Raw genomic sequence first — 13276 nt, 5'->3', positions numbered from 1 at the left:
AAAAAAATAACACACTCGATTTCTATTATAACACATTTTGTAAAGAAATCCACTATTTACAGTAACTTTATTTGTTATGGTATTTTGACTATTCTTAATATTTTACCCATATTTATGTTATAATAGTAATGTTTTAAAATTTTAAAAAACCTATAGCATTCTTACAATTAATATGGTACAATGCTATTTGGTGACATTTGCGTCAAACGGCAGTAAATCCTTATGGAGGACAAATATGAGTGAAGCAGTTAAAATTTTTGAGCAGAAATTAAAAGATTTAGTTAGTTTTGCCAAAAAGAACAAGGGTGTAATTGAAGTTGAAAAGGTAAATGACTTCTTTAAAGAGTTAAATCTTAATGTGAATCAGATAGATAAAATTTACGAATACCTAGAAAGCCACAATATTGTAGTTTTAAATGTTGCGGATGATGATCCAGATGATGATGTCTTGTTACAGATTGAACAAGAAGACGATTTTTCTACCTTTAATGACTTGGCATCTAGTTACATGTCTGACGATCCAGTAAAGTTATATCTTAAAGAAATTGGCAATTATCCTTTACTATCCATGCAAGAAGAAATTGAACTTGCCAGAAAAATTGAAAATGGTGATGAATATGCAAAGCAGATATTAGCAGAGTCGAACTTGAGACTGGTAGTAAGCATTGCGAAACGTTATGTGGGAAGAGGTCTTTCTTTTTTGGATCTAATTCAAGAAGGTAATCTTGGACTAATTAAAGCTGTGGACAAGTTTGATTACTCAAAAGGGTACAAATTTAGTACATATGCTACCTGGTGGATTCGTCAGGCAATTACTCGTTCCATTGCTGACCAATCACGAACCATCCGCATACCAGTACACATGTCAGAAGTAATTAATAAAACCTATCGCGTTTCACGTACTTTGCTGCAAGAGCTTGGACGTGAGCCTACGGAGCAGGAATTGGCTGATGCAATGAATCTTCCGATTGAGAAAGTCCGTGAGATACTTAAGGTTTCATCTGATCCTATTTCATTAGATACTCCAATTGGTGAAGAAGATGACAGCCATCTTGGTGATTTTATAAAAGATGAATCTATTGTAGGTCCAGAGGATGCCGCTGCATATTCTGTACTTCAAGATCAAATTTCCAAGTTGCTAGATACATTGACTGAGCGTGAACAACGAGTTCTAATTTTGCGTTTTGGATTAAAAGATGGCCGAACCCGCACTTTGGAGGAAGTCGGAAAAGAGTTTAATGTAACACGGGAGAGAATTCGTCAGATTGAAGCAAAAGCATTGCGCAAGCTTAGACATCCCAGCCGTGCCAGGATGCTTAAAGGCTATGATATTAATTAACTATTTTTATACATTTGAAAAGACGCCCTTTCTGCTTCCTGGGCGTCTTTTATTATGTAGATTTTACGCATTAAACCATTTCTTCTATTTTTTTTGCTTGTATCCATTCTATTTCACCTGTAAAAAACTTGCTAAATACAATAGATGTTGCGCCTCTTAGGGCACTTAATGTACTAAAGGTTGCTATAACCACTTCTATCCTTTTCTCAGAGTGTACATGTAATACATTATTTACATTAGTAGAAATTAATTCTATAATTTCCTGAGGCAGCATTGCTCCTTCATGTCCTAAAATTACAAGCTCTAAATCAAATATTTTTGCCCAGTTAATTAAAGCAACGGAAATGATATGAATAAATTTATTTACTACTGCTACACATTTCAGATCCTTTTTCTCATATAACTCCAGAAGTTCCTCCATTGACTGGCAGCCACTTTCCTTCAGTAATACTGGCAGACTGGCATACAAATTCAGGCATCCTCTGTTACCACACTGGCATAGCTCACCATCAATGTTTACTGACATATGGCCTGCTTCTACAGCAACATTACTTTCACCCACTATTAGTTTCCCATTGCTTATTACTGACATTCCAATGCTTGTGGTAATACCAAGATACATGTATTTGGAATATTTCTTTCCATATCCATAAATCTCCTCGCCAATAATGGAGGCCTGCATATCATTTGCTATGTATACCGGATAATCAAATTGCTTTTTCACCACTTCCTTTAGTACATCTAAGTAATGATTTAAAAAAAGTTTATTGCGTAATAATATACCCTTTTCAGCTTCTATTGAAGTTGTTGATACAATTCCAATTCCTACAATACTAGAATTAAATTCCTTATCAAATTCCAATACTTTCTGAATCATTGTACAAACAACATGATTTAAGGTTTCCTGCTTACATTGTATGTCTACCTTCTCCTGATGGACAAAAAGTTCTCCAGCTTTTACATCTGACAGAGTACAGATGATTTTCTCTGCCAAAATATAAACACCTATGGACAATATTTTATTTTGCTTCACACTTAGCAAAATAGGTTTTGGACCCGTAGAGCCTATGTTCTCCCTTAAACATATATCTGACTCACATAGATATCCATACTTTTGAAGTTCATTCACTATGTTGGTAATTGTCATTTTAGATAATCCCAATTCTTTGGATAATTTAATTCTTGAACTATCTCCATGAATTGTCAAATAGCGCAGTACCTCTCTAGTATTATTTTCTCGCAGAAACCTTAAATTTTTCCCCGTTTTATTTTCCATTTTCACTACCTCATATCCATTATTTGGGGCAAGCTGCATGTTTTATTATAACTGTATAATTACTACTCGTCAACATGGTATAAATAATTACAATTTCATTTTGGTTTTTTTCTAAAATTACATTGATTTTACAATGAAATTTTTACAAATGCAAAAAATTTCACTAAAAAACCGCAATTCCTTATATTACAAGGAACTGCGGTATAAATTCATCATTGTCTATTTAGAATTACTCAACGATAGTAGCAACCTTACCTGAACCTACTGTACGTCCACCTTCACGGATAGCGAAGCCTAAACCTTGCTCCATAGCGATTGGATGAATCAGTTCAATTGTCATTTCGATGTTGTCACCAGGCATACACATTTCAACGCCTTCTGGAAGATCGATAACACCTGTAACGTCAGTTGTTCTGAAATAGAACTGTGGTCTATAGTTATTGAAGAAAGGAGTATGACGTCCACCTTCGTCTTTTGTTAATACATAAACCTGAGCCTTGAATTTCTTGTGGCAAGTGATTGAACCTGGTTTACATAAAACCTGTCCTCTTTCGATTTCTGTTCTTTGAACACCACGAAGAAGTGCACCAATGTTATCACCAGCTTGAGCTTCATCAAGAAGTTTACGGAACATTTCGATACCAGTTACAACTACTTTACGGTTTTCTTCTTTGATACCAACGATTTCAACTTCTTCAGATACATGAAGAACACCACGCTCAACACGTCCTGTAGCAACTGTACCACGTCCTGTAATAGAGAAAACGTCTTCGATTGGCATTAAGAATGGTTGATCAGTAGCACGTTGTGGATCTGGAATCCAGCTGTCTACAGCATCAAATAATTCAATAATCTTATCTCCCCATTCTCCTGAAGGATCTTCAAGAGCTTTAAGAGCTGAACCTTGAATAACTGGAGTATCATCACCAGGGAATTCATACTCTGATAATAAGTCTCTGATTTCCATTTCAACTAATTCAAGAAGTTCTGGATCATCAACCATATCACATTTATTCATAAATACAACGATATATGGAACACCTACCTGACGAGAAAGTAGGATATGTTCTTTTGTCTGAGCCATAACACCGTCAGTAGCAGCAACTACAAGAATAGCGCCGTCCATCTGAGCAGCACCAGTGATCATGTTTTTAACATAGTCAGCATGGCCTGGGCAGTCTACGTGTGCATAGTGACGTTTTGTAGATTCATACTCAACGTGAGCAGTAGAAATTGTGATACCACGTTCTCTTTCTTCTGGAGCCTTATCAATGTTTTCGAATGCTACAGCTTCACCAGTTCCTAATCTTTCATGTAAAGTCTTTGTGATTGCTGCAGTTAAAGTTGTTTTACCGTGGTCAACGTGACCGATTGTACCAATATTACAATGTGGTTTATTTCTTTCAAATTTAGCTTTAGCCATTTTAAAACGTCCTCCTTTAAAATAAATACATTTTCTTCTTTCCTGCATACGCAGATAACAAATTGGGATTATTATATTTCATTTGGCAATACTCCCACTAACTAGAAGTATTGCCGTATATGCCTAATTATATTTCATGTTAGAAATTTTTTCAAGCAAAAAAATCTTATTTAGAACTATTCTTAGCATTAATTACTTTTTCTTGAACTGACTTTGGAACTGGCTCATATTTTTCAAAGAACATAGAGTAATTTCCTCGGCCTTGTGTCTTTGAACGAAGGTCAGTAGAATAACCAAACATTTCAGCTAGTGGCACATATCCTCTAACGATTTTACCGCCGCCTAAGTCATCCATACCTTCAATACGTCCACGACGTGAGTTAATGTCACCAATAACATCACCCATGTACTCTTCTGGCATAGTAACTTCAACCTTCATAATTGGCTCAAGCAATACAGGGCTTCCTTTTTGCATAGCTTCTTTAAATGCCATAGAACCTGCAATGTGGAATGCCATTTCACTGGAATCGACTTCATGGTAAGAACCATCATATACATTGGCATGAACACCAAGTACAGGGAATCCTCCAAGAATACCAGCTTTTGTAGCTTCTTCAATACCTTCTCCAACAGCTGGAATGTATTCTCTAGGAATAGCACCACCAACTACTGTAGATTCAAATTTAAATGTTTCTTCTCCATTTGGATCCATTGGTGCAAACTTAACTTTACAGTGACCATACTGACCACGACCACCAGATTGTTTTGCATACTTACTGTCTACTTCAACTGGCTTTGTAAATGTTTCCTTATAAGCAACCTGTGGAGCACCAACATTTGCCTCAACCTTAAATTCACGAAGAAGACGATCCACGATGATTTCAAGATGAAGTTCACCCATACCTGCTATAATTGTCTGTCCAGTTTCCTGATCAGTATGAGCTCTGAAAGTAGGATCTTCTTCAGCAAGTTTTGCTAAAGCTTCACCCATCTTACCCTGACCAGCTTTTGTCTTAGGCTCAATTGCTAATTCAATAACTGGTTCTGGGAATTCCATAGACTCAAGAATAACTGGATGCTGTTCATCACAGATAGTATCACCAGTTGTTGTAAATTTAAAACCAACAGCTGCTGCAATATCACCTGCATAAACTTTATCCAATTCCTGTCTCTTATTTGCGTGCATCTGCAAGATACGTCCAACACGTTCTTTTTTGCCTTTTGTTGCATTTAATACATAAGAACCAGAATTTAAACTTCCTGAGTACACACGAATAAATGCTAACTTACCAACAAATGGATCTGCCATAATTTTAAATGCTAATGCTGAGAATGGCTCTTCATCGGAAGAATGTCTCACAATATCATTACCATCTTCATCAACACCAGTAATTGATTCAATATCTGTTGGTGCTGGCATAAATTCCAGAATCGCATCAAGCAACTTCTGAACACCTTTATTTTTATATGCTGAACCGCAGCATACAGGAATAGCCTGGCAAGCACAAGTTCCTTTTCTCAAGCCTGCTTTCAACTGTTCTACAGTAGGTTCTTCACCTTCTAAATACTGCATTGTTAGATCATCATCTAATTCGCAGATTTTTTCAACTAATTCACTTCTATATAATTCTGCATCATCTTTCATGTCTTCAGGAATGTCAACAATAGAGATATCCTCACCCTTATCATCATTATAGATATATGCTTTCATTTCAAACAGGTCAATAATGCCTTTAAATTCGTCTTCCTTACCAATTGGTAATTGAAGTACAATTGCATTTTTTCCTAACCTTGTCTTAATTTGTTCAACGGCACCATAAAAATTTGCGCCTAGAATGTCCATTTTATTAACAAATGCCATTCTTGGTACATTGTAAGTGTCTGCCTGACGCCATACATTCTCAGACTGTGGTTCAACACCACCCTTTGCACAAAACACACCAACAGCACCATCAAGAACACGCAGGGAACGTTCTACTTCAACAGTAAAGTCAACGTGACCTGGGGTATCAATAATATTGATACGATGTTCTAACGCACCTGGCTTTGTCTTGCAATTTTCTTGCAGCGTCCAATGACAAGTTGTAGCCGCGGAAGTAATTGTAATACCTCTTTCTTGTTCCTGCTCCATCCAGTCCATTGTTGCAGTACCTTCATGAGTATCACCGATTTTATAGTTAACACCAGTATAATAAAGAATACGCTCTGTTAATGTAGTTTTACCTGCATCGATGTGAGCCATAATTCCAATGTTTCTGGTTCTCTCTAACGGATATTCTCTTCCAGCCAAGGGATTTTCCTCCTTACTCAATTTATGCGAATGTAACGGTAGCAAAAACTACCGTTCAATCATTACTCTATTAGTACAAAAGCAACTCAGCAGTCTTACCATCTGTAATGTGCAAATGCCTTGTTTGCTTCTGCCATTTTGTGCATATCTTCTTTTTTCTTTACAGCTGAACCTGTATTATTTGCAGCATCCAAAATTTCATTAGCAAGTCTTTCTTCCTGAGTCTTTTCTCCTCTTTTACGAGAATAAAGAGCTAACCAGCGAAGTGCTAATGCCTGTCTTCTATCAGGTCTTACTTCGATTGGTACCTGATAAGTTGCACCACCAATACGTCTTGCTTTAACTTCAAGTACTGGCATAATATTGTTCATAGCTTCTTCAAAAACTTCTAAAGCATCCTTGCCTGTTTTCTCGGCTACTCTTTCGAAAGCACCATAAACAATTTTCTGTGCAACACCTTTCTTACCGTCTAACATAATGTTATTGATAAGCTTCGTTACGACTTTATTCTTGTAAACTGGATCTGCTAAAACATCTCTTTTTTGAATATGTCCTTTACGTGGCACGTTTCTTCCCTCCTTAATACTTATCTGTCCAACAGGACAGATCATTCATTAATTCATCGGTACTCACAAAAATTCATCTTATAAAGAGCAATTCTGCCCCATAACACACTTGTGTTCGCGCTCGTTTTAATTTCAGTAAGCTGTTCAGGGTATTCCCTGTACACACTAATCTATCTCTAAACGAATCTTGGTATCATCTATACCTGAACCTTCCAGGATAAGAAAACCAAATTGATTTCCTCTAAAGTCAAGCAAAAATTAACACGGCACTTTTTTTGAATTAGTGATATAACCTGATTCTTTAATTATTTTGCGTCTTTTGGTCTCTTAGCACCATATTTAGAACGTGCTTGTCTTCTCTTAGCTACACCAGCAGTATCTAGTGTACCTCTTACGATGTGGTATCTTGTACCAGGTAAATCCTTTACCCTTCCACCTCTGATAAGAACAACGCTATGCTCTTGAAGGTTGTGTCCTTCTCCTGGAATGTAGCTTGTTACTTCAATACCATTGGAAAGACGTACTCTGGCGATCTTTCTAAGAGCTGAATTAGGTTTCTTAGGAGTCGAAGTTCTAACAGCTGTACAAACACCTCTCTTTTGAGGAGCAGATGCATCAGTAGTCTTCTTGTTCAAAGAATTGTACCCTTTTTGCAAAGCTGGAGAAGTTGATTTCTTCTCAACTGTCTTTCTTCCTTTTCTTACTAATTGGTTAAAAGTTGGCATTAATTTTCACCTCCTGTGGTAATAATTCATTAAGTTAATCATTTTTTTGCACACAAAATCGCATGCTTGATCATTATAACGCGGTTTTTTCATCTTGTCAACACATAAAAAACTATTGCACAGTTTGGGGTAATTCATGCGCAATAGTTTTCAAATTGGGGTTTTGATTGATAAGAGTTCTGCTTGTATCATAAATAACTTTTTGCCTTTTTTATCATAGCACATTTTGATGTTGAATTCTCTTCAATGTAACTATTGACGCTTAAAATGTAATGTTTCATTTGGTACTTTTCTTATATAACGTTTAGCTCGGTTTATCTTACTTTACTATAGTTCTTTTAACCAGTTCCTTACTAATGGAATCCACATTTGACAAGCTGTCAGAATGTCCTCTCTTCCTTCCAGTATAGAGGTTTCCTCATTTGCTAATGCTAATCCATGCCCCCCTTCTGGAAACATGTGAAATTCAACAGGCACCTGACTTTCAATGCAAGCCTCCATAAATAAAATGGAATTTTGTACAGGTACCGCTCCATCCGTCAGCGTATGCCAAATAAAGGTTCTTGGTGTATCCTTTGTCACCCTTTTTTCTAAAGATAAAAACTCTTTATTCTCTTCGGCTTTTTCACCTAGCAGGGCTTGAAAGGAGCCTTTATGTGCGTAAATCCCTGAAGAAATTACAGGATAGCATAGTATCAATCCATTAGGCTGAATATCTTCCGGTTGAACAGACAGCGCAGCCGAAAGCCACGGTTCCTTCCAAAGAGTCCCCAGACTTCCTGCCAGATGTCCTCCTGCTGAAAAACCACATAGGACAATTTTATCCTTTTCAACATGCCATTCTTGTGCATGCTCCCTGATTATCGATACCGCCTTTGCCAAATCCAGCTGAGGAGCAGGATACACATCTGGTTTCACACTATATTGAACTATAAAAACATGATATCCCATTGCAGTAAATTGTAAAGCAATTGCTTCTGCTTCTCTCTCTGACCGATACTCATAGCCTCCTCCTGGACATATTACAATTGCCGGACGATAGCGCACAATTGTATGCTGCGTATAATCGTCTAAAATATACGTCACCATAGATGCTTTTTCCTGACTTCTCTTACATCCTGATTCCCCGTATGGAACATCAAAAAATATTTTTTCATGTATCATTTTACTACATTCCTCTCTATGCCTTTACAAAATGCGTCAATATTTAAAAACACTTCTTTCATCAACCGCCCTCTGGCTTCTATGCTGGCCCAGGCTATATGTGGTGTTATAATTAACTTACCACTGTCCTTTATTTTTATTAAGGGATTTCCTTCGCTCATAGGTTCTTCTGTCAGCACATCCAATCCAGCACCTGCAATTTCTCCTTCTTCCAAGGCTTTTTTCAATCCTTCTTCTTCCACAATTGGGCCTCTTCCCAAATTTAGAAAAAAACAGTTCTTTTTCATTTTCTGAAATACCTCATAGGTAAAAAGCTTATCAGTCTGTTCTGTCAGCGGTGCATGGACAGAAATAATATCACTTTCCTGCAATAATTTCTCAAAATCCACTTCCGTATACTCAAAATTATGATTGTTTCCAGAAGTAGAGTAGTAAATCACATTACACCCAAAGCCTCTGGCAATCCGCGCCACTCCTTCTCCAATACTGCCAAGTCCAACAATTCCCCATGTCATTCCACATAATTCATGGAATTCTTTACCCAAATGCGTAAACATTGGGGATAGGGTATATTCTTCTTGCTTAACATAATTATCATAATAAGGCAGCTGTTCCATCAAATAGAACAGTAATGCAAAGGTATGCTGCACAACGGCAGCTGTAGAATAACCCTTTACATTAGTTACTGTAATATTTCTTGATTGTGTAAAAGCAAAATCTACATTATTTGTTCCTGTTGCTGTAATACAAACTAATTTTAAATTCTGTGCCTCTCCCAAACATTTTTCATTCACAGGCAGTTTATTGACAATAACAACTTCTGCACCCAAAACACGTTCCCTTATTTCATTCTGTCTGGTTAATTCATACAATTCCACTTCTCCAAACCTCTTAAACGGTTCAAAATCAATGGTTTCCCCCAATGTCTGGGTTTCTAAAAATACTATTTTCATACAATCACCTTCTCTTATGCTCTACATATAATGTTCTAGTGTATCTGGTCTGCCTAATCCAAAGCCCTGTCCAAAATCAACTCCTATTTCTTTTAAACAGCTAAATATTTCATCATTTTCTACATACTCTGCAATTGTCTTTTTTCCCATCAAATGAGCAATTTCATTTATAGAAGAAACCATTGCATAGTCAATCTTATTATGTTCCATTTCTCTTACAAATGTACCATCAATTTTTATATAATCTACTGGAAGATACTTCAGATATGTAAAGGAAGACAAGCCACTTCCAAAATCATCTAATGCAAAACTGCATCCCATATCCTGTAGTTTATTAATGAATTTTGCGGCATCAACAAAATTTGATACTGCGCTGGTTTCCGTTATTTCAAAACAAATTGTATTAGGCGGCACTTGGTGATTCGTAAATTCCTCCATGACAAAATCTAGAAAATCATCTGTATTTAATGAAGCACCTGAAATATTAATATTAAACAGCACATCATCCCCATCAAAATGTCCCTCAACCTGCTCCTTATAAATTTTAAAAAAATGATGAATTACCCATCTGTCAATATTCGGCATCACATTATAACGCTGGGCAGCCGGCAGAAATATACCTGGCGCAATTATATTTCCCTTGTCATCCACCATCCGGATTAACACTTCAAACCAATCCCTTGAACTACCGCCTTTTGTAGATACAATCGGCTGATAATGTAAAACAAATCGGTCTTCTTCAAAAGCTTTTGTAATCCCTGGCATAACATTCATCTCTTCATGGCGTTCCAGTAGTTCCTTATCATCCTCGTCAAATACCTGAACACGATTTCCACCCTTATCCTTTGAAATATAACAGGCTCGGTCTGCTGAACTTAGCAGTACCTGGACACTGGTTACATTTGAATTAAGCTCAACTGCACCAATGCTTACACCTAGCGTAAACATATTATCGTTCCACACGAAATGAAAATCCCGAACTACTTTACATAATCTCTCTGCTATTTTACAGCCCTCACTAATATCCGTATTAAATAATAGTATACCAAACTCATCTCCGCCTATTCTGCATAGAATAACATCAGGCTGTAGTGTCTGCTTCATCATTAGTGCTAAATGTTTTATCAGCTGATCTCCTGCATGGTGTCCGCAAACGTCATTTACAACTTTAAACTTGTCCAAATCCAGGGACAAAAAGGTATGTGGCGTTTCGTTTGTATCAAATTCCTTCAAAACCCTTGTAATTTCATTTTCCATGTAATAACGATTTGGAAGTCCTGTCAACACATCAAAATTTGCCTGGTAATACATTAAATCTTCTGCTTTCTTTGCTTCTGTATTATCACGGACTGTACAAACAATATACGCTACATTTTTTTCATTGGATTTCATCACAGAACAGGAAAACAGCACTGGTATGCTCTTTCCACTTTTTGTACAGCCTATTGTCTCATAATTCTTCAACTGTCCCTGTTCTTTTACTTCATTCACCCATTCTCTTGAAAAAATGGCAAAATCCTGATCATCAAAAATAATGCTTACTGGCTGATTCAATAGCTCTTCCTCTCTATACTCCAATAAAGAAAGTGCTGCTTCATTTACTGTCTCAATTGTATTATTTGAAGAAACTACTATTACTGCATCTGTCATACTAGAAATAATATTGTCTACAAACAACTTGGAGACTGTGGTTTCCTTAAGTTTTGTAACCATAAGGTTAAAGGATGTTGCAAGCCGCCCTATTTCATCCTTTGTTTTCACATGAACTGTCTCAATAGAGTCTGTTCCCTTATAGAATATTTCTCTTGTGGCATGATATAAGCTTAATATGGGTTTTGTTACCCAGAAATTTAAAAAGAATCCAATTAATAATAATACAAGTAAAAAAAGTGCCCATCCCATAATAAAGAAAGATTGTAATAACTTTGTAACAGGTCCTGTAATCGTTTCCTTGGTATAACTTAAAAATACAGCACCTAAATGCTCTGATTTACTATTATATACAGGCAGAAAGAAACCGTAGTAGGTTCCTGTCTCATCTTTATAAAGAACGGTATTGTCCTCCACACTTTTTGCAGCCTCTACCAACTCCTCATTCTCTATAAAAGTATTGAGCCTGTCAAAATCACTACTATAGAGAATTTTTCCTTCCAAGTCTACAATCTCTGCATATTGAATGTCATCCTTCGTAGAAACTACATCCTGACAAATGTATTCAAATCCAGCCAGTTCATCTAGATCTCTTGGAAGAATAAGAAGGTTATCAATCTGCATTTTCAAGATGTCCCCAGTAGTAAAAGCTCGATCAGTTATTGCATCCGTTAGTACATCTTTTAAAATGGAATTACTCATAAAATAATTCGCACTAACCGTAATTGCCAATGCTATAAATAATAAAAATATAATCTTAACCTGAAGCTTATTAAACATTTATTCCTCCCAATAATATTTATTTATTACAGTTGAACTTAATAAGGTTTTACTATCAATATCCAGATTCAAATCATTTGCCCTTTTCAGATTAATTGCTGCTACCCCCTTTTCTGTTGGCGTCATAGGAAAATCAGAAGGTGTTTTACCATTCACTAAAATTTCCTTAGCCATTTTGCCAGCTGCAAATCCCTGTTCATAACCTGAAATAATTGTCCCGCAAAGTGTCCCATAATTAATGCTATCTATCCAAAAGGAAAAATCCGGTATCGAGCTGTTCTCTCCTGTCCACTTTAAAACCTCTTCATAAGGAACATTCTCACCACTATCATCCTTAAATTCATAAATGCCAGCCAGGCACATACCATCTACCTTTCCTTCATTTTCTTTCACAATTTCTTTATATTCCTTATATGTTTTAATTGGTTCTAAAAAAGTAAACTCTATCTCAGGAAATTCCCTTGCCTGTTCCTTCATTCTTTTTCTAGATGCTTCCCAAATTGAGGAAGTATCAAAAACCACTATAATCTTTTTCACATCTCCAACTATCATTTTAAACAGCTCTACACTACTTGCAAAATGTTCTAACTCTAAAACCCCTGTAATATTATCTGCTGCTTCAAATCCATACTGCTTCTTTACCTCATTCACACCACTAAATACAAATGGTGTTTCCGTATTGACAAAATACTTTGTTACATAATCTAGTGCTTCCTCATCGCTGGTATAAACCAAATCAGGCTTTAATTCCTGAATTTTATTTCTTGCCTCTTCTCCTGCTTTTTCCATCCATGCTTTTGTGCTTTTATTCTTGGCATCAAGAGAAAACACTTCATAATCCACATTAACGTCTGCCATAGCATCCTGAAACCCCTTAAACTGGCTTTCTGTCCATTCCCACGACATCTGGTAGCTCATAATATGTAATATCTTAAAAGTTTTCTCTGGCATGCTGTTTCCTTCTTCTGATAATTCGATCTCTTCTTGTTCTTCCTTTTTTTCACCTGCATTTTCCCCGAAGTCCCAATCACCAAAACTACACCCTGTGACTACTATAATAAAAACCAGCAGCAGGGATATAACCTTACAGCGATTCATAATACCCTCCTA

At 36.5% G+C, this 13276-nt stretch carries 10 protein-coding genes; 1 reads left to right on the top strand and 9 read right to left on the bottom strand.

Features of this window, described 5'->3' with window-relative positions; genetic code table 11:
• Window positions 1–235 precede the first annotated feature (235 nt).
• Window positions 236–1339 (top strand): RNA polymerase sigma factor RpoD, encoded by a 1104-nt coding sequence (gene rpoD / locus BM305_RS03115; protein ID WP_177214522.1) that lies wholly within the window; start codon window positions 236–238, stop codon window positions 1337–1339.
• Between the two features lie 70 nt (window positions 1340–1409).
• Here the strand turns inward: rpoD and BM305_RS03110 are convergent, their stop codons facing one another.
• From BM305_RS03110 to BM305_RS03070, 9 genes are all read right to left on the bottom strand, one after another.
• Complete coding sequence (locus BM305_RS03110; RefSeq protein ID WP_177214521.1) at window positions 1410–2615, bottom strand: ROK family transcriptional regulator; 1206 nt, start codon at window positions 2613–2615, stop codon at window positions 1410–1412.
• Between the two features lie 229 nt (window positions 2616–2844).
• Window positions 2845–4038, bottom strand: a complete 1194-nt coding sequence (gene tuf, locus BM305_RS03105; RefSeq protein ID WP_092559236.1) for an elongation factor Tu — start codon at window positions 4036–4038, stop codon at window positions 2845–2847.
• Between the two features lie 166 nt (window positions 4039–4204).
• On the bottom strand, window positions 4205–6328 hold the full coding sequence (gene fusA / locus BM305_RS03100) for an elongation factor G (RefSeq protein WP_092559235.1): 2124 nt from the start codon (window positions 6326–6328) through the stop codon (window positions 4205–4207).
• Window positions 6329–6423: 95 nt separating this feature from the next.
• A complete protein-coding gene (rpsG, locus tag BM305_RS03095) occupies window positions 6424–6894 on the bottom strand; it encodes a 30S ribosomal protein S7 (RefSeq protein WP_177214520.1) in 471 nt (156 codons plus the stop codon).
• A 305-nt stretch (window positions 6895–7199) separates the two neighbouring features.
• Complete coding sequence (rpsL, locus tag BM305_RS03090; protein ID WP_092559233.1) at window positions 7200–7619, bottom strand: 30S ribosomal protein S12; 420 nt, start codon at window positions 7617–7619, stop codon at window positions 7200–7202.
• 327 nt (window positions 7620–7946) lie between these two features.
• Window positions 7947–8783: an alpha/beta hydrolase gene (locus tag BM305_RS03085; protein WP_092559232.1), complete on the bottom strand. Its 837-nt coding sequence runs from the start codon at window positions 8781–8783 to the stop codon at window positions 7947–7949.
• Window positions 8780–9736: a D-2-hydroxyacid dehydrogenase gene (locus BM305_RS03080; protein WP_092559231.1), complete on the bottom strand. Its 957-nt coding sequence runs from the start codon at window positions 9734–9736 to the stop codon at window positions 8780–8782. Before BM305_RS03080 ends, BM305_RS03085 begins: the two co-directional genes overlap by 4 nt.
• Window positions 9737–9757: 21 nt before the next feature.
• Complete coding sequence (locus BM305_RS03075; protein ID WP_092559230.1) at window positions 9758–12166, bottom strand: EAL domain-containing protein; 2409 nt, start codon at window positions 12164–12166, stop codon at window positions 9758–9760.
• Window positions 12167–13264, bottom strand: a complete 1098-nt coding sequence (locus BM305_RS03070; protein ID WP_092559229.1) for an ABC transporter substrate-binding protein — start codon at window positions 13262–13264, stop codon at window positions 12167–12169.
• Window positions 13265–13276 lie beyond the last annotated feature (12 nt).

This window comes from Anaeromicropila populeti (assembly GCF_900112775.1).
GTDB lineage: Bacteria > Bacillota > Clostridia > Lachnospirales > Lachnospiraceae > Anaeromicropila_A > Anaeromicropila_A populeti.
The sequence above is the reverse complement of the archived record's forward strand: the minus strand, read 5'-3'. Positions and strand labels throughout refer to the sequence as shown.

Bases quoted from the DNA above. Each gene is read 5' to 3' on its own strand.
- BM305_RS03070 (WP_092559229.1), bottom strand. From the start codon at position 13,264: ATGAATCGCTGTAAGGTTATATCCCTGCTGCTGGTTTTTATTATAGTA.
- BM305_RS03110 (WP_177214521.1), bottom strand. From the start codon at position 2,615: ATGGAAAATAAAACGGGGAAAAATTTAAGGTTTCTGCGAGAAAATAAT.
- BM305_RS03075 (WP_092559230.1), bottom strand. From the start codon at position 12,166: ATGTTTAATAAGCTTCAGGTTAAGATTATATTTTTATTATTTATAGCA.
- rpsL (WP_092559233.1), bottom strand. From the start codon at position 7,619: ATGCCAACTTTTAACCAATTAGTAAGAAAAGGAAGAAAGACAGTTGAG.
- BM305_RS03080 (WP_092559231.1), bottom strand. From the start codon at position 9,736: ATGAAAATAGTATTTTTAGAAACCCAGACATTGGGGGAAACCATTGAT.
- tuf (WP_092559236.1), bottom strand. From the start codon at position 4,038: ATGGCTAAAGCTAAATTTGAAAGAAATAAACCACATTGTAATATTGGT.
- BM305_RS03085 (WP_092559232.1), bottom strand. From the start codon at position 8,783: ATGATACATGAAAAAATATTTTTTGATGTTCCATACGGGGAATCAGGA.
- rpoD (WP_177214522.1), top strand. From the start codon at position 236: ATGAGTGAAGCAGTTAAAATTTTTGAGCAGAAATTAAAAGATTTAGTT.